At 46.4% G+C, this 17909-nt stretch carries 19 protein-coding genes; 5 read left to right on the forward strand and 14 right to left on the reverse strand.

The genetic code is table 11. From position 1 onward, the window contains the following. Nucleotides 1-153: 153 nt before the first annotated feature. Nucleotides 154-2751, reverse strand: coding sequence for a DNA gyrase subunit A (gene gyrA / locus FHW36_RS10025; RefSeq protein WP_145666468.1), 2598 nt, complete (start codon nucleotides 2749-2751; stop codon nucleotides 154-156). Between the two features lie 423 nt (nucleotides 2752-3174). Here gyrA and FHW36_RS10030 point away from each other — a divergent pair, with 423 nt between their 5' ends. After that, the gene (locus tag FHW36_RS10030) at nucleotides 3175-4497 is read left to right on the forward strand and encodes a saccharopine dehydrogenase C-terminal domain-containing protein (RefSeq protein ID WP_145666471.1); all 1323 of its coding nucleotides are present in this window, start codon (nucleotides 3175-3177) and stop codon (nucleotides 4495-4497) included. 85 nt (nucleotides 4498-4582) lie between these two features. On the opposite strand, the gene FHW36_RS10035 is transcribed toward FHW36_RS10030, so the two are convergent. The 6 genes from FHW36_RS10035 to pdhA form a co-directional block, all read right to left on the reverse strand. After that, nucleotides 4583-5260: an SIR2 family NAD-dependent protein deacylase gene (locus tag FHW36_RS10035; protein ID WP_145666474.1), complete on the reverse strand. Its 678-nt coding sequence runs from the start codon at nucleotides 5258-5260 to the stop codon at nucleotides 4583-4585. A 150-nt stretch (nucleotides 5261-5410) separates the two neighbouring features. Next, entirely contained in the window at nucleotides 5411-5824 is a 414-nt protein-coding gene (locus tag FHW36_RS10040; RefSeq protein WP_145666476.1) for an EVE domain-containing protein, read from the reverse strand. 36 nt (nucleotides 5825-5860) lie between these two features. Next, nucleotides 5861-6580 (reverse strand): (Fe-S)-binding protein, encoded by a 720-nt coding sequence (locus FHW36_RS10045; protein WP_145666479.1) that lies wholly within the window; start codon nucleotides 6578-6580, stop codon nucleotides 5861-5863. A 10-nt stretch (nucleotides 6581-6590) separates the two neighbouring features. Continuing rightward, nucleotides 6591-7091: a 6,7-dimethyl-8-ribityllumazine synthase gene (gene ribH / locus FHW36_RS10050; RefSeq protein ID WP_145666482.1), complete on the reverse strand. Its 501-nt coding sequence runs from the start codon at nucleotides 7089-7091 to the stop codon at nucleotides 6591-6593. A gap of 60 nt (nucleotides 7092-7151) precedes the next feature. Then, nucleotides 7152-7850, reverse strand: coding sequence for a tetratricopeptide repeat protein (locus tag FHW36_RS10055; protein ID WP_145666485.1), 699 nt, complete (start codon nucleotides 7848-7850; stop codon nucleotides 7152-7154). Between the two features lie 147 nt (nucleotides 7851-7997). Then, nucleotides 7998-8990, reverse strand: coding sequence for a pyruvate dehydrogenase (acetyl-transferring) E1 component subunit alpha (pdhA, locus tag FHW36_RS10060; protein WP_145666487.1), 993 nt, complete (start codon nucleotides 8988-8990; stop codon nucleotides 7998-8000). A gap of 228 nt (nucleotides 8991-9218) precedes the next feature. Between pdhA and recF the strand changes: the two genes are divergently transcribed. Further along, on the forward strand, nucleotides 9219-10298 hold the full coding sequence (recF, locus tag FHW36_RS10065; RefSeq protein WP_145666490.1) for a DNA replication/repair protein RecF: 1080 nt from the start codon (nucleotides 9219-9221) through the stop codon (nucleotides 10296-10298). Nucleotides 10299-10346: 48 nt separating this feature from the next. Next, nucleotides 10347-10634 carry a DUF721 domain-containing protein gene (locus FHW36_RS10070; RefSeq protein ID WP_145666492.1) on the forward strand — a complete coding sequence of 96 codons (288 nt, stop codon included), beginning with the start codon at nucleotides 10347-10349 and terminating at the stop codon, nucleotides 10632-10634. 6 nt (nucleotides 10635-10640) lie between these two features. On the opposite strand, the gene FHW36_RS10075 is transcribed toward FHW36_RS10070, so the two are convergent. The 6 genes from FHW36_RS10075 to FHW36_RS10100 all read right to left on the reverse strand — a co-directional run bounded on the left by FHW36_RS10075 (nucleotide 10641) and on the right by FHW36_RS10100 (nucleotide 14992). Further along, complete coding sequence (locus FHW36_RS10075; RefSeq protein WP_145666495.1) at nucleotides 10641-11138, reverse strand: DUF4252 domain-containing protein; 498 nt, start codon at nucleotides 11136-11138, stop codon at nucleotides 10641-10643. Between the two features lie 15 nt (nucleotides 11139-11153). Then, nucleotides 11154-11675 carry a DUF4252 domain-containing protein gene (locus FHW36_RS10080; RefSeq protein ID WP_145666498.1) on the reverse strand — a complete coding sequence of 174 codons (522 nt, stop codon included), beginning with the start codon at nucleotides 11673-11675 and terminating at the stop codon, nucleotides 11154-11156. 34 nt (nucleotides 11676-11709) lie between these two features. Then, nucleotides 11710-12201 carry a hypothetical protein gene (locus tag FHW36_RS10085; protein ID WP_145666501.1) on the reverse strand — a complete coding sequence of 164 codons (492 nt, stop codon included), beginning with the start codon at nucleotides 12199-12201 and terminating at the stop codon, nucleotides 11710-11712. Then, a complete protein-coding gene (locus FHW36_RS10090) occupies nucleotides 12191-12706 on the reverse strand; it encodes an RNA polymerase sigma factor (RefSeq protein WP_145666504.1) in 516 nt (171 codons plus the stop codon). The genes FHW36_RS10085 and FHW36_RS10090 overlap by 11 nt, the downstream gene beginning before the upstream one ends. A gap of 132 nt (nucleotides 12707-12838) precedes the next feature. After that, a complete protein-coding gene (locus tag FHW36_RS10095) occupies nucleotides 12839-13894 on the reverse strand; it encodes an ABC transporter permease (protein WP_145666507.1) in 1056 nt (351 codons plus the stop codon). A gap of 18 nt (nucleotides 13895-13912) precedes the next feature. Continuing rightward, on the reverse strand, nucleotides 13913-14992 hold the full coding sequence (locus FHW36_RS10100; RefSeq protein WP_145666510.1) for a BT_3928 family protein: 1080 nt from the start codon (nucleotides 14990-14992) through the stop codon (nucleotides 13913-13915). Between the two features lie 243 nt (nucleotides 14993-15235). On the opposite strand from FHW36_RS10100, the gene folP reads away from it, so the two are divergent. Next, nucleotides 15236-16099, forward strand: a complete 864-nt coding sequence (folP, locus tag FHW36_RS10105) for a dihydropteroate synthase (RefSeq protein ID WP_246121124.1) — start codon at nucleotides 15236-15238, stop codon at nucleotides 16097-16099. 25 nt (nucleotides 16100-16124) lie between these two features. Continuing rightward, nucleotides 16125-16937, forward strand: coding sequence for a diadenylate cyclase (locus FHW36_RS10110; protein ID WP_145666513.1), 813 nt, complete (start codon nucleotides 16125-16127; stop codon nucleotides 16935-16937). A 78-nt stretch (nucleotides 16938-17015) separates the two neighbouring features. Here the strand turns inward: FHW36_RS10110 and FHW36_RS10115 are convergent, their stop codons facing one another. Continuing rightward, the gene (locus tag FHW36_RS10115) at nucleotides 17016-17909 is read right to left on the reverse strand and encodes an FKBP-type peptidyl-prolyl cis-trans isomerase (RefSeq protein WP_145666516.1); all 894 of its coding nucleotides are present in this window, start codon (nucleotides 17907-17909) and stop codon (nucleotides 17016-17018) included.

The raw sequence follows: 17909 nt of genomic DNA on the forward strand, positions 1-17909 counted from the left end.
TTTTGTTTTTTTTAGTTGCTGATTACAATAAGAGTATGGTGCTCTGATAATATATACAACCAGTCACGGCGTTACCACTATAGCTGGCCTTATTTTTTATCAGGAAAAAGCAACAGCTCCTTTAGAGAGCTGTTGCCTGTATCTTTATCTTAACTATTCTGCTGATTCGCTGGTGGTGTTTTCTGCTGCATCGTTGTTTTCAGCAGTAGTATTACTGTCGTTGGCTGCAGTGGAAGTATCGGCGCCTTCTGTGCCTTCAGCTCCTTCTTCGGTTTCGGCCTCTTCTTCCTGTTCGTCCAGGCGTGCTACAGCGGCGATTTCATCACTGTCGTCCAAACGGATCAGGCGAACGCCCTGGGTAGCGCGGCCCGCTTCGCGGATATCTGCTACCGCCATGCGGATGGTGATACCGGATTTGCAGGTGATCATCAGATCCTGTTTTTCTTCTACATCCAGGATAGCGATCAGGTTACCCGTTTTCTCCGTGATATTAATGGTTTTCACCCCTTTACCACCACGATTGGTAATACGATATTCTTCAATATTGGTACGCTTTCCGAACCCTTTTTCAGAAACCACCAGGATAGTTTTCTGCTCGTCGTCCTTATTCACACAAACCATACCAACCACTTCATCATTGTCGCTATCTACCTCAATTCCTCTTACCCCGATGGCGCCACGACCCGTGTCGCGTACGGTGGCTTCAGGGAACCGGATAGCGCGTCCGCTCTGGATAGCCATCATAATCTGGCTGTCGCCGGTAGTGAGACGGGCTTCCAGCAGCTGATCGCCTTCATTTATCGTGATGGCGTTCACACCATTCTGACGAGGGCGGGAGAACTCTTCCACCATCGTCTTCTTGATGATACCTTTTTTGGTACAGAGAACGATATAATGGTTATTGATGAAGTCTTTGTCGCTCAGGTCTTTAATATCGATGATCGCGCGGATCTTATCATCTGCCGGCAGCTGGATCATGTTCTGGATCGCACGGCCTTTTCCGCTCTTTTCTCCATCCGGAATTTCATAGACCTTCAGCCAGTAGCAACGGCCCTTTTCGGTGAAGAACAGCATGGTATGGTGGGTAGATGCCACAAAGAGGTGCTCAATATAGTCCTCGTCGCGGGTTTTCCCTCCAATGGCGCCCCGGCCACCACGTTTTTGCTGGCGGTAATCGTAGGCAGAAGTACGTTTAATATAACCCAGGTGAGAGATAGTGATCACGACATCTTCTTCCGCGATGATATCTTCAATTCTCATTTCGCTGGCCAGGTACTGGATCTCAGTTTTACGCTCGTCTCCGTATTTCTTCTTTACCTCTTCCAGTTCTTCCTTGATAATCTTCATACGCAGCGACTCATCGCCCAGTACTTCTTTCAGGTAAGCAATCAGCTTCATGATATCGTCGTACTCTGCGCGGATCTTATCGCGTTCCATACCGGTTAAACGTTGTAAACGCAGTTCCAGTATCGCTTTAGATTGTATTTCAGACAAGCCGAATTCAGTCATCAGTCCGTCTTTTGCTATTTCAGGCGTAGCAGCAGCGCGGATGAGGGCAATTACCTGGTCCAGGTGATCCAGGGCAATCAGGTAACCGGCTAAGATATGTGCTTTTTCTTCTGCCTTGCGTAAGTCGAACTTGGTTCTTCTTACAACCACTTCATGACGGAAGTCGATGAATTCCGCAATCATATCTTTCAGGTTCAGAATACGTGGACGGCCTTTCACCAGCGCCACATTATTGATACCGTAAGATGTTTGCAGTTCAGAATATTTAAATAACTGGTTGATGATCACGCTGGAAATGGCTTCCCTTTTCAGATCAATTACCAGGCGCATGCCTTCGCGGTCACTTTCGTCCCTTACGTCAGAGATGCCTTCAATGATTTTATCGTTTACCAGTTGCGCAATCTTCTGGTGAAGTACGGCTTTATTGATCTGGTAAGGCAGTTCATAGATCACCAGTTTTTCACGGCCGTTTTTGCCTGTTTCTGAGGTGATTTTACCTCTTACCACTACCCTGCCTCTACCGGTTTCAAATCCTTGTTTTACGCCTTCAAAACCGTAAATAATACCCCCTGTCGGGAAGTCGGGTGCCTTTACATGTTTCACCAGTTCATCGATCGTGATGTCCCTGTTGTCAACATAGGCAATGGCGCCGTCTACCACCTCACCGAGATTGTGGGGCATAATGTTGGTGGCCATACCTACGGCGATACCGGAGGCGCCGTTTACGAGCAGGTTAGGAATGCGGGTAGGCAGTACAGTAGGTTCTTCGAGGGTATCGTCGAAGTTGTTGGTGAAATCTACTGTTTCCTTGTCGATGTCTTCTAACATAGCCTCCGCGATTTTCTGCAAACGGATTTCCGTATAACGCATCGCTGCGGGCATGTCGCCATCTACCGAACCGAAGTTACCCTGACCATCCACCATGGGATAACGCATGCTCCAGGGCTGCGCCAGGCGTACAATGGTGTCGTAAATGGAAGCATCACCATGCGGGTGATATTTACCCATTACTTCACCGACCACACGCGCTGATTTCTTGTAAGGCTTGTTACTGTGGTTGCCCAGTTCATTCATTCCGAATAAAACGCGGCGGTGTACAGGTTTCAAACCATCTCTCACATCGGGCAAGGCTCGGCCTACGATCACGGACATAGAATAATCTATGTAGGCCGTTTTCATTTGTTCCTCGATATTTATCTGGACAATTCTCCCTTCCTGCTGATTTTCCGTATGCTCTGTCATTTTGTGTGTTGATTTACAGTTTTTTCTGCTCAAAACAGATAAAGGCAAATATAGCCATTTCGGCCCTTATTTGAGCCTAAAAGTCAAGAAATGTGAATAAAAAAGGCCATAGGGATTACCGATTATATGGCAATATCGATATATAGCTAAATTGCACCATGAATGACAACTATTTATAGCGCTTTTTTGTTATAAAGAAGCAGCGCGATTTTTAATTTATCTGCTATATGTTAAACCCGTTTAATATATCAGAATATAAACATTGGCAAAGTATTTGTCTTTAAGGCGCTGATAATCAATACATCGAATCAACGGAAAACATATATATAATAAGAATAAATCCGAATGGGCTTAAAAATTCGAACATTAGTATCAAAAGCACTGTTATTCCCCTGATTCTTAATCATTTTTCGACAAAAAACTATGAAGAATATACTGTTGTTTGGCGCCGGGAAATCGGCCACGAGTCTGATCGATTATCTCTTAACAAACGCGCCCAGACAAAAATGGCATCTGACTGTTGCAGATCACGACCTGTCTCTTATCAAGTCTAAAACAGGAAAGTCATACTACGCCACGCCCGCAGCACTGGATATCAACGACCAAGCCGCCAGATTACAACTCATCAGGGAAACCGATCTTGTTATCTCTTTATTGCCTGCCAGCCTTCATATTTTAGTCGCCAGGGATTGCCTGGAAGCCAAAAAGAACTTACTTACCGCCTCCTATATAGATCCTGAAGTGCGTAAACTGCAAGCGGATATAGAAAATGCGGGGTTATTGTTTATGTACGAAATGGGACTGGACCCGGGCATTGATCACATGTCGGCCATGAAACTCATTCACTCCATTGAGAAAAAAGGCGGCCAGATCTTTTCGTTTAAATCTTACTGTGGGGGATTGATATCGCCCGACAGCAATGATAATCCCTGGCAGTACAAAGTGTCGTGGAATGCACGCAACATCGTATTGGCGGGCAGCTCCGGCGCCACTTACAAAGAAAAGGGGAAGGTAAAGGAACTCTCCTACGAACAGTTGTTCGATCACACCAAAACAATCCACGTACCCGGGCTGGGTAAACTGGCCTTTTATCCCAACCGCGACTCTCTTACGTACATGGAGGAATATAAGCTCACTGAGCTGGCTACCTTCATGCGGGCTACTCTCCGGTTTCCCGACTTCTGCGAAGGCTGGAATGCCCTGATAAAGCTGGGTCTTACGGAGGATAAGCATAAAATTGCGACAGACCAGCTCACCTATATCGACTGGGCTACGCGGCTCGTTCATGAACAATCCGGCAGCCACGAAGAGAACCTGGCCCAGTTCCTGGGCGTCAGCACCAAATCAAAAGTGATCCGTCAGCTAAAATTTCTCGGGTTATTAAGCCCAGATGTCATAAATTTAGGAGACAAAACCAATGCGGAGATACTCCAGTTCCTGGTTGAGTTTAAACTCAGAATGGAACCAGCCGACAAAGACATGATTGTAATGATGCATGAAATTGAATTCGAGCGGCGCAATATGGCCACCAGGATGCACAGCTACATGATTGTTCAGGGTGAAGATAATATTCACACCGCCATGGCTAAAACAGTTGGGCTGCCACTGGGTATTATGGCCAAACTGTTGTTACAGGAAAAAATTACTTTGACAGGACTCCATATCCCGGTAATGCCGGAAATTTACAACCCCATCCTGAAAGAATTAGAAGACTACGATATACGATTTGAGGAAAGCTTTGAATAGCAACATTATTGTTTTCCTATGATGGACTCTATCGGACACCCAAGGACTTGTGATACCTCCCCTTTATACGGGGAGGTTTTTCATTTTATAAAATACTTAATAGCTCCAGGACTCCTTCCGTAGCCGGCTTCTCAATCCGGTGCAGGTTAGCCGCCACTTCTACAGGCGGTATTTTACGGTCAATAATATACACCGGTACATGCGGCATCACATAGTTCAGCAGGTTGGCCGCAGGATATACCTGTAGCGAAGTACCTATCACTACAAAAATATCGGCAAGACGCACTTCCATCAACGCAGGTTCTATCATTGGTACGGCTTCGCCAAACCAAACAATGTGCGGACGCAGCTGCCCTCCGTCTTCCGCAACATCTCCCATTTGTATATCATCGTAAATATCGTAAATCAACTCCTCGTTACTCACGCTGCGCATTTTGAAAATCTCTCCATGCAAATGCAGTACCCGCGTGGATCCACCACGCTCATGCAGGTCGTCGATGTTCTGAGTGATCACACATACGTCATATTTTTCCTCCAGCTTTGCCAGGCCCGTATGTGCTGCGTTGGGGAGCGCAGCTTTCACATCTTTCCGGCGACCATTGTAAAAGTCCTGTACCAGGGCAGGATTCTTTTGCCATCCTTTAGGAGACGCTACTTCATACACATCATAGCCTTCCCATAATCCATCGGTATCTCTAAACGTCCGGAGTCCACTTTCTGCACTGATGCCGGCTCCGGTCAGCACCACTAATCTTGGTTTCATGTTTTTTCGTTTATTGGTTTGCGTTATTGGGGTTAAAATAAATTTTGTTGCTGTATAAATATAAGGAGAAAACCGTTACAGTGGGCTACAACGACCGCGGGTGTATCAAAACATTGATACACCCGCGGTACTTTATTGCAGTAAAAAAGATTATTTCTTCATGCCTCCCATCTCCATGATCACTTCAAACTCTTCTGGCTTCACATCACATACCGACAGGCGGCCCTGGCGGATCAGCGAGAAGTTTGCCAGTTTTTTCTCTGCTTTCATCTGTGCCAGTGTAACGAATTGTTTGAAAGGTTTCAGTGGCTTCAGATCGACTACTACCCAATTAGGATCCGGTGTGGTAGGGTCCTGGTAAGCTTCTTTTGCTACCGTTGCCAGGCCTACGATCTCCAATCCTTCATTACTGTGGTAAAACAACACCTGGTCGCCCTTTTTCATGCCTTTAAGGTTATTACGTGCCTGGTAATTACGCACGCCGTCCCAGAAAGTAACCTTGTCTTTTACAAACTGTTCCCAGGAGTACTTAAAAGGTTCTGACTTCACCAGCCAATAGTTCATATTGCATTCAGTTTTCAGGTTTGAGGATATGCCGGTTTACCAGCCACTGGCCAGTACATCAGCGATGTGCATCACTTTAATATTGGTGCCGTGCTTACGGATATAGCCATCCAGGTGCATCAGGCAGGACAGATCCGTAGAAATCAGGTAGTCAGCGCCGCTATTCACCGCGTTGTTTACCTTCTGCTCTCCCATACCCATGGAAATGGGTTCGAACTTCACAGCGAAGGTGCCTCCAAATCCACAACAGGTTTCACAGTCGTTCATCTCTTTCAGTTCCAGTCCCCGTACTTTTTCCAATAATTTGCGGGGTCCTTCCTTGATACCGCATTCCCTCAGGGCGCCACAAGCGTCGTGATAGGTACCTACGCCATTAAGGGTAGCTCCCAGGTCGGTAACATGCAATACATCGGTGAGGAATTCGGTGAACTCGTACAGGTTTTTCTTCAGCAGCTTCACATCGTTGTGCGCGGCAGAATTGTCAAACAATTTGCCGTAGTAATTGCGCACAAACCCTGTACAGGAGCCACTTGGAGCAACAATGTAATCGAAGGTTTTGAAATCTTTTACAAACTTGGTAGCAATGGTGCGGCATTCATCCTGGTAGCCCGCATTATAAGCTGGCTGGCCGCAACAGGTTTGGTCCGTGTTATACATTACATTACAACCGAGTTTCTCCAACACTTTCACCATATTAAAGGCTGTTTCGGGAAACAACTGGTCTACAAAACACGGTATAAATAACTGTACATTCATCTTGTTAGTTTCAGCTTTTAGCCAATTTCCGTTGCAGGGCAATCATCTTCAGGGCAGTGATGGCCGCTTCTTCGCCTTTGTGACCATGAGCGCCTCCCAGTCTGTCGAGTGCCTGCTGTTCATTATCCACTGTCAGAATTCCAAATATAACAGGAACAGGTAACTGAAGGTTCAATTGCAGGATACCTTCTGTTACCGCTTTACACACATAGTCGAAATGTGGCGTTTCGCCGCGGATCACGCAACCGAAAGCAATAATAGCGCCAGGCTGTTTGCCGGTGCCTTTGGTGTTTTCCCAATATTGCTTACAGGCGTAAGGTAATTCAAATGCGCCAGGTACAATGATCTTCTCTGATTTACTAACATGATACTGGTCCAGGGCTTTTTCGCAGCCGGCTACCAGTTCATTTACGATGGCATCATTCCATTCGGTATATACCATAACAACACTGGCATCCTCCAGGTTGAGAATGCCAGCGTCATTAAGTAAGCTCTTATTATGCTCAGACATATTTTTCGGCTTTAAAAACAATTGGCTGTCAGTGAGGTACACCAACAGCCAGTTGTAATATTAGTTCTTTACGTCACCCAGTCTAGCCAGGTACTTATCCATTTCACGACCTTCGTTGGTCAGTGGGAATTTCTCTTTAATTTCTTTGTAGATGGTGATGGCTTCCTGTGCCTTACCTGCTTTTTCCAGGGCCTGACCGGCACGGAACAGATAAACAGGAGAAGTCAGTTCATTATCATTGTAGTGAGCTGCTTTCTTGTAAGCTTCAATACCTTCTGCAGTTTTATTCATTTCCATGTACGCATCGCCGATCAAACCGTAAGCAGTAGGCTGCAACAGTAAATCGCTAGAGCTAAAGGAATTCAGCATGTCGATACCTTTCTGGAATTCACCCAGGTGGATATAACAAACGCCTGCACTGTATTTAGCGAGGTTGCCTGCTTTAGTGCTGCCGTATTTTTCCGCTACCTGTAAAAAACCATAATTATTACCGTCACCGTTCAGCGCCAGTTTGAAGGAATCCACGGCAAAATAGTTCTGCGCATGGAATACCATTTCCTGGGCTTTGGTTTCGTTTGGCTGTTTAACAAAACGGTTATAGGCGAAGAAACCGCCTACTACCACCACCACAGCCAATACTGCGATAGAAATAACGTTCTTGTTTTTAAAGAAGAAATCTTCCGCCCGGTGCATGGACGCTTCCAGGTCAAAATCTTTAGTAGGTTGAGGCGTGGCGGCTTTATCTTTAGTTTCTGCCATTGTAAGGTGTAATTGTGATTTGCTAGATTATTTAATAGGTAAACGACCGGCTTTGCTGTTAGTGTTTCCTTTAGCCAATACAGCGAAGAGCATTATACATCCTCTTCGCCGTATTGATTACCGGGCAAAATACTAACCCTAATATGCTTAGTCAACGATAAATGGATAGTCTTCCTGTACGTAAACGTCTTTCAAGAGCTCATCATCGCTTGGCCATGGTGACTCTTCTGCAAAAGTTACGCACTCTTCAACTTCTGCTTTTACGCGTTCGTTGATCGCTTCAATTTCTGCTTCAGTAGCCCATTTATTTTTCTGGATAACTCTCAGTACTTCGTTGATCGGATCTTTCTCTTTATACTCTTCCAGTTCTTCTTTCGTCCGATATTTAGCCGGATCACTCATAGAGTGGCCACGGTAGCGGTAAGTTTTGATTTCGAGCAAAGTAGGTCCGCCATTTTCACGGGCGCGTTTTACCGCTCTTTCGATACCATCATGTACTGCTTCGCAACTCATACCGTCGATAGAATCGGCCGGCATTTCGTACGCATCTGCTAACTTATAGATGTCCAATACGTTGGAGGTACGTTCTACGGAAGTCCCCATGGCGTACATGTTGTTTTCGCAAATGAAAATAACCGGGAGCTTCCAGGTCATCGCCATGTTGAATGTTTCATGGAGAATACCCTGACGGGCAGCGCCATCACCGAAGAAACACAACACTACGTTGTCAGTTCCGGTATATTGTTCTGCCAGGGCCAGACCTGCGCCTGTACCTATCTGGGCACCCACAATACCATGGCCGCCAAAGAACCCATGCTCTTTCGAGAAAAAGTGCATACTGCCTCCCTTTCCTTTCGAACAACCGGTTGCTTTACCATACAGTTCTGCCATACAAGCCTTCGCTGAAATTCCCTTTGCAATTGCCAGCGCATGATCACGATAAGCAGTGATGAATTTATCTTCCGGCTTGGTAGCTGTAATCGCACCAGCAGCAATTGCTTCCTGTCCTATGTACAAATGACAAAAACCACGGATTTTTTGCATCCCGTACAATTGGCCTGTCTTTTCTTCAAAGCGGCGCAGCAAAAGCATCAATTCATACCAGTACAGATATGTCTCTTTGGTGAATTTCGTCTTCACGTCTGTTTTAGTTTGCACTCTTTCTAAATTTGTTCGCAAATATAACAGGAAAATCGTAAAATATAAATATCAATTCTAATTCCCATTAAATTATGCAAATTGATCAATTTCAAACAGTTTTGCATTTAATTGCACCTGAATCACAGGGAAGTTCCCATTAGCGCGGTTTTTTATCACTTATAAAGTGGATTATTTTCGCATATTATTAATTACGCATAATTTTTTTCTTTGCTTTATATAAATAAAATATCACTCGTCCAGTTCAAAAACTACCAGCAGGCCAGCTTTTCGTTCCAACACCGCATTGTTGGCATCACGGGCAGGAATGGCGCTGGTAAAACGAACCTGCTGGATGCCATCTACTATCTTTGCTTCACCCGCAGCTATTTTACCAGCAGCGATACCCAAAATACCCGGTACCAGACCAACGGCTTCCGCCTGGAAGGCCTCCTGGAAAAGAATGGACACGCCGAAAAAATTGTATGTACGGTCAAAGATGGTAGAAAGGAGATTGCCCTCAACGATGATAAATATGACCGGTTTTCCCGGCACATCGGGCATTTCCCGGCCGTGATGATAGCCCCCGATGATGCCGACATCATCCTGGGCGGCAGCGAAGAAAGACGCAAATGGCTGGATAGCCTCCTGTCGCAGCTCTATCCCGACTACCTGGACCACCTGATCATTTATCAGAAAATATTATTACAGCGCAATACATTACTGAAAAATATGGCGACCACCGGTCAACAGCAAGACCACCTGCTGGATGTGTTCGACCTGCAGCTGGTCATGCACGGCGTACCCGTGTATGAAACCCGTCAGGCTTTTCTGCAAACATTTATACCCAAAGTGCAGCAGCTGTATGATTACATTGCCGGCACCCACGAAGTGGTAAACATACAATACCAGTGTACACTGCAGGAAGAGCCCTATGCGGCACAACTGCACAAGGCCCGGTTCCGCGACATGCAATTGCAGCGCACCAGCACCGGTATTCACCGCGACGACCTGCTCTTCCTGCTGGACGGCCACCTGATGAAAACCAGCGCCTCCCAGGGACAACGCAAAAGCTTTTTATTTGCGTTGAAGCTGGCACAGTTTGAAATACTCCGGCAACATAAAAATTTTCCACCGCTATTGCTATTGGATGATGTGTTTGAAAAACTGGACCAGGAAAGGGTACAGCGGTTAATTGCCCTGGTAGCAGGCGATCACTATGGACAGGTATTTATTACAGATACGCATGTGGAACGTTTGCAGCAGGCATTTGCGGCTACCTCCGGGGAAATCCAGCTCATTAACATCTAACGTATATTCTTTACGGTATGCCGCTCTAAAATTTACTACCTTTGCACCATGCGTCATGGAACTACCAGTATAGGAGATGCACTCCGGGAATTTATGAATAAGAGCAGGATGAAACCCCGTCTCACGGAGGTACGCATCCAGGAAAATTGGGAACAGATTATGGGGAAAACAATTGCCCGGTATACACAGAGCATTCAGCTGATAGATGGTAAATTAATTGTTACTACAACAGTGGCGCCACTAAAGCAGGAGTTAACTTATTCTAAAGATAAGATCATCAAGCTGGTGAATGAAATGCTGGGAGAAAGCATTGTTAAGGACGTGATGATCAGGTAAAAGGGATCAGTTGGATGCAAACTGACGGATCAACGTATTGATATCAGACATTTTCAGCGTTGTTTGCAGATTCACGATCACAAAGTCGCTCTCATCCTGTATCAGCATCACCACCTTACCCAATTCGTCGTCGGTTCCCTTATTCAGGATATGTACCCGGCTGTTCTTATCTCTCACATCCATCAATTCGTCGAAATGATCATTGCGTAGCAGGTTGCTTTTCAGGTCAGCAATATCCTGGCTGTTCACCGTATTACCATTAACATTAGTAATCGTGTATACCTTTGCCTTCTGTATCCCTCTCATTACTCCTTTCACATCTTTTGAATCATCTGAAAACGAGAGGCAGAAGCCTGCCAGTCGCATCGCGAAGCCACCTACGCTGATGGTATGTACCTCGGAGCAATGACGGTATTTGTTGCGAAACTCGCGCAGGGAGCGGTCCTGGGCTTTTACAGCCACCGCAGCTAATAAACAGCAGCCTGCAATAATGAATGCTTTCATGGGAAAATGTTTTAGTTACTTTTTCTTGATGTTTTTCAGTTTGTCCATGCCCTGTATATTAACAGACCCGGCAATCTGGGAAATCTCATTGAGGTCGATATCGCCTACCAGGCTCATGGCCAGGAATTCGGTGGAACTGCCTACCAGCATGACCAGCTCATTGATATTGCCTTTGGCGTTTTCCTTTACCATGAACTTCAGGTCGCTGTCCTTGTCGCGGAGCGTCATCAGTTCTTCGAAATCGCCTCCCAGGAAAGCGGCCGCTTCTTTATACAGGCGGGGACCGTCTTTGGTGCTCTCCTTTGCCAGGATACGCAGTCCTCTTAGTTTCTGAATGACCCGCATCAGGTTTTTGGCATCCGGGTCGCCGGCATCCACCTTAGCGAACATGCTGAACATTTTAGGCGTTATACTGACCAGCGTAAAGTTGCGGTCGTTTTCATACCGCTGGAAGAAGCGGTCTATGGCGCTCCCTTGCTGGGCTGACCCATGGAAGCTGGCAAAGATCGCCATCAATAAAAACAGGAATCGTTTCATTTCTCAATATTTATATCAGGTTTTATAATAGCCGTTAGTCATTCTTTCCTTCTACCAGTGAAGTAGCTTCATTGAAGTAGGCCAGCTTCTGCATTTTGGCAGTGCCTTTATTCAGGTTCCTGGCCAGCAGCTGCAGTGCTTTCTTCGTTTCATCGAGGGCCTTCTGCGGGTCGTTCATTTCCTGCTGCCGCAGGGCTATTGCCGCATCCTGCTTACGTACCTGCTGCTGCTTTAAGGCATATCCGATACCCACCGCTACCAGCGCTACTGCCGCATATTTCATCCAGTGCCGTAGCGGCGACAGTTTTACTACCGGGGTGGTCACCGGCAGCGTAACCGGGGGAACCTCCCATTCTTTTGCTGCTTCCACCTTAAAATATTGGAATAGCGGCGCTGCCTCCTGTAATGCTTCGGGCAGGTCTGCGTGTGGTACGCTGAAAAAATCACGGAGCGTCGCTTCCTCCTCCAGGGTAGTTTCCCCCTCCCAGTACTTATCCAGCAAATCGCTGATCCATTTATAATCCATATACCTGCAGGTTTTGTAGTTTCTCCCGTACTGATTTACGGGCACGGTGCAAATTCACTTTTACGTCATTCATATCTATATCCAGTACGTCGGCAATTTCCTGGTAGGAAAGACCATCAATATCTCTCAGTTGGAGGATCGTGCGGTATTTCTCGGGCAGGGCGTTGATCGCCACATGTACTTTTCCCATTACATCATTTTGTTCGGCCACAGCATGTGGGCTTTGCTGGTGTATGGCAGGCACTTCCCCTGCCCTGTCGAGGTCGTCTGATAAGCGGTATTTCCGCGACTTGATTTTATCCAGCGCCAGGTTGCGGGTGATCCGCATGCACCAGGCTTCCATATTTTGCAGTTCCGCCATCTTTTCCTGCATGCCCCATACCTTCATCAGTGCGTCCTGTGTAATATCCTGTGCATCTTCCTCGTTGCCCAACAGGCGGAATGCAAAGCGGTAAAGCTTTTGCCGGACGGGGACCACCTGTGTGAGAAATCTTTCGAGTGACATGCAGAATAATGCGTTTGAGAAGAAGACGACTGTAAAAAAAAGATGTTACAGCAATTTTGAAAAAAATATCCCGAGCGATTAATTTTTTCCGTTGACCCTATCTATAGTATTGATAATGAAGCTATTAACCGGTTAATCCAGTTTTATCCTGGGATCTATCAGGGTGTATAGCAGATCGGCCAGGAGGTTCACGATGACGAAAATGCCTGCAGTAAACAGGATGGCGCCCATCACAACGGGGAAGTCAAATTTGTCGAGGGCATCTACCGTTACTTTCCCGATGCCTTTCCATCCAAAGATATATTCCACGAAAAAAGCGCCGGCCAGCAATTCCGCGAACCAGCCCGTAATGGCCGTAATCACAGGATTCAAGGCATTGGGCAGTGCATGGCGCCAGATAACGGCCCGTTTGGAAAGGCCCTTGGCATAAGCCGTGCGTATAAAGTCCTGGTGCAGTACATCCAGCATGGCGCTGCGGGTAAGCTGTACGATGATCGCCAAAGGGCGGATGCCCAGTGTGATAGCGGGTAAAATAAGATTACGCAGGTTGAGTACCCTGCCTTTAAAAGGATCTACATCGAACAGGCTGCCGGTCATATGCAGCCCGGTATAGTCGCTGAGTACGAAGCCGAACAGGTAAGCCAGTACAATACCGGCAAAAAAAGAGGGGACTGAAATGCCCGCTACGCTGGCAAATACTGCCCCGGTATCCATCCAGGTATTTTGCTTCACGGCCGATAGTACACCAAGCGCCAATCCTACCACGGTAGCAAACAACATGGCGGCTACCGCCAGCAGCAAGGTTCCGGGTAAGGCTTCCAGCAAGATATCCCATACTTGCTTTTTCCCCTGGTACGACCGGCGTAGATAAGGCGTTTTGAGTACCAGGATCTTATCTTTTGATATATGCGCGACCGTTATATAATGTAGATTCTCTGTTGCTTCTGTAACAGTATGTACACCTACCGGCAACAGGTCATTCAGATAGTATCCAAACTGCACCCCTACGGGCCGGTCGAGGTGCAGTTCTTTCCTTACATTTTCGAGGGAGGCTACGTCTGCCCGCTGGCCCAACGTAAGCCGGGCTGGATCGCCGGGCAGTACGTTGAACAGGAAAAACACGAGCACTACTACGCCGAGTAGTACCAGTAATCCATAAGCTGTTTTGCGGAGCATGAAACGCAGCATCACTATTCAGTTTTTATCTCAGGGGATATCATTGTAATGCCATTTCCCTTTAATGGTGCCTTTATCAAGCAACATCAGGCAAGGGTTACTTCTGCCTGCTGTTTTGATAGCCACACCATCCATTTGCACAAAAGGAAACTCCAGTCCATACTGTTGTTTAAAGGCGGCTATTTCATCTTTGGTAGAAGCGGTGACACCATATATTAGTATCTCCTGGTTCTTCCATTTGGCCTGCAGGGCTTTCATCTTGGCATCCCAGCCGCTGCCTGCGTTCTGTACATTCTGTACCAGGAAAAGGTATACGGGTTTGTCGGCCGACAATACTGCCTCCGTTTGATTAACACCATCGAGGTCGGTGAGAATAAAATCTTTGATGGCAGGTTCGGCATTTCCTTTCTTCACCAGTTTATCCTTACGGTCAATAAACTTCCAGGTACTGTCGGACCAGGGATAGTTATCGGCCGTAAACTCTTTCTTCTGCCCGTCTTTTTCGTAGATGAATACCATTTCATATACGTCGGGCGTAGCACCTGGCGGCAATTTCATCTTTTCGGGAATATTGTTTCCTACTTTATAGGGCAGGCAGTCGAATAAAGGCAAGTGTTTTAACGTATACGCCTGTACGCCAAAAGATAATAGCACCGACAGGATAAATACCAGGGCTGCCCCTTTCACCGGTAGTATCTTTTTACGGTAAAAGAAGATCACCAGGATCATCAGTAACAGGATCACATCTTTCCAGAAGGTTTCCACCGGCGTTAATTTGATACAGTCGCCGAAGCAGCCACATTCCCGGATAGTACCACTGAATAGTGCAAAAGCCGTGAGGAAGGTAAAGAAGATGATGAGCAGCAGTAATAGTACAGAAAAGATGCGCATACGGTATCCTACGAGCACGGCCACGCCGGCAATGATTTCAAAGGCATTCATCACCACGGAAAATGCCAGTGAGTAAGGCGACAGGAAAGTGAGGTGCAGTACTTCAAAGAATTCGTCCATCTTATAACTGAGGCCCAGTGGGTCATTCGCTTTGATAAGCCCCGAAAAGATGAACAGTACCCCTACGATGATGCGTAACAGGTTAAGGATAATCTTCATAAAACAGTTTAATGGTTAAGTAATGGTGAAGTTAAGGACTATCCCGATTTACCTGTATTAGAAAGTGATGGGCGTAACCCATGCAAATCTGTTGTTGAAATAAACATCGAAATCCCTAAATTCGAAAATGATTGATTTTCCTCCTTAGATTTGCAGGCAAAATAAAGAATTTCAGCTAAAAGGCTGGAACTATATGATAAACCGGAGGTAAAAACCTGCACGCTCACCATTCAATGCAATCATATGACACCGCACCATATCCATATGCATCATTCACCGGCTATTAACTGCAGGGGACAGTTGTTGTCCCTGGCTGCCCCTGTGGTGATGGGTATTATTAATGTAACGGATGATTCCTTTTATGAAGGTAACCGTATGCATCAGCTACACCAGGTAATGGAAAAGGTACAGCAGCACCTGGAAGAAGGCGCCGCCATACTGGATCTGGGAGCGCAAAGTACCCGCCCGGGCGCCACAGTCATAGGCGCCGACGAAGAAATACACCGCTTAATTCCCGCCATCCATGCTATATTGAACAGCTATCCGAAGGCGATTATTTCTATAGATACCTGGTATGCTTCCGTAGCCGAAAGGGCCGTACAGGCAGGCGCTTCTATTATTAATGATGTGAGTGCAGGCGACCTGGATGCTGCCATGATCCCGACCGTCGGTCAATTACAGGTGCCGTATATAGCTATGCACATGCAGGGGAAGCCTGCTACCATGCAGCATAACCCACAGTACGAAGATGTGGTGGCAGAAGTATTGGATTACCTGCAACAAAAGCTGGCCCAGTGCCGGGCAGCCGGGATCAGAGATTTTATTGCCGACCCGGGATTTGGTTTTGGGAAAACCCTCGATCATAATTATACCCTGTTGGGGCAGTTGCACCTTTTCCGGGATGTGCTGGGCGTACCGGTGCTGACGGGTATTTCACGCAAGTCGATGATATATAAATTACTGGGCGTTACTCCGGTGGAAGCGCTCAATGGCACCACTGTGCTGAATACCATTGCCCTGCAGCAAGGTACACATATCCTGCGGGTACATGATGTAAAAGCGGCGGTAGAGGCGATAAAGATCACAGAGAAAATGAGGGGCCGTTAAATCTTATCTTACTATTTTTACAATTATGAAGGAAGTTATACAGTTTTATGGAGTTGAGTTTCGCTGGCTAAATCTTTTGGACCTGCTGATTGTTATTTTTTTAATTATTCAATTATACCGTTTATTAAAGGGCAGTCTTGCGTTTAATATTTTCGTAGGCCTGTTAATGGTATATGCAGCTTATTTCCTGGTCAGGGCTTTATCGATGCCTATTCTGACCAGTATCCTGCAAAACTTTATCAATGTTGGGATTATCGCCATCATTATTATTTTTCAGCCGGAGATCCGGAAGTTCCTGCTGGTACTGGGTAAGAAAACACCTTTGAGCAAGGATAGTTTTTTCACCAAGTTATTCCTCCCTGATAAGTTTAAAAGCTATAAGGAAGAAGAAAATATCATTAACGAGATCATTGTGGCGGTAAGCCGTATGCAAAGTACGTTTACAGGGGCGTTGATGGTGATAGCGACGACTTACCGTGTAAAGTTCGATTCTGCCTCCAGTATTCCGATTGATGGGAATGTAAGCGCCAAGCTGATAGAGAGCATTTTTGAAAAGCATAGTCCCTTGCACGATGGGGCGTTGATTATAGTGGGCAACAAGATCCTGGCGGCCAAGGTAATATTGCCGGTATCAGAGAACCCGAATCTGCCCACCCGTATTGGATTAAGGCATCGTTCGGCGGTGGGCATTACCGAACATAGTGATAACCTGGCGATTATTGTATCGGAAGAGCGGGGAACGGTTTCTTATGCGATGGATGGAGTACTAACCCAGGATGTGTCGCTGGAAGACCTAAAGGTAAAATTATACGAGGTATTGATAGATGGCTACGCCTGATAGGGATAGTATTAATATATGATATAGAAAAAGGGCCCCCGCATAAGCGGGGGCCCTTTTTTATTACGATCAGGTAATTTATTTTTTTGCCGGAACTGGTGCAGCTGGTGCAACCGGAGCAGCTGGTGCTGGTGCACCTGGTTTAATGTCTACCAACTGTACGTCGAATACGAGGATAGAGTTGCTAGGAATTACCGGAGGACTTCCCTGCAGGCCATAAGCCAGTACAGAAGGAATTACCAGGGTAGCTTTGGATCCTTTTTTCAGACCGCTTAAACCGGCATCCCATCCTTTGATAACGAAACCACGACCGATAGGGAATTTAATTGGCTCTAACGGCATGCCTGGACGCATGGTTGAATCCTGGCTGGAATCAAATACTTTACCGGTGGTGAGTTTACCAGTGTAGTGTACATAAACGGTATCACCTGGATTAGGGGTGCCGCCGGTACCTTCCTGGGTAACTGCTACGTATACGCCTTCTGCGTTTTTAGTAGCGTTGATTTTGTTTTTCTCCAGGTACTCTTTAATGAGTTTTTCGTCTTTCTCTTTCTGAGCTGCTGCTGAATATTTTCCTTCAACCGCGAAAGTGATTTTCAGCTTATCACCTTTCTTACCAAATGGAGGACGTTCCTGCGCTGGTAATGAATCCCAGGGAATAACAAAAGTAGCGCTATCGCCTTCATGGAGGAGGGCAATACCTTCCATCAGGTCGTACTTGTTCTGTGCTTTAGCCACGAGTACGGGGATGGGTGCGCCTACCATTTTACGGGAATCTCCCAGCAGGGAATCATTGATACGCTGGGTAACGTTCAACAGGGCGGTATCGCCCAATTTCAGTTGTGCTCCGCTGCCGGATTTGTGAACGATATACTCAATACCGCCCGGTGTTTTTTTAACACCTGTACCGCAACTGGCTACGAATAAGCCGAGTGCTGCGGTTGCAACTAATAACTGATTGTGTTTTTTCAT

This window comes from Chitinophaga polysaccharea, from assembly GCF_007829335.1.
Classification (GTDB): domain Bacteria; phylum Bacteroidota; class Bacteroidia; order Chitinophagales; family Chitinophagaceae; genus Chitinophaga; species Chitinophaga polysaccharea_B.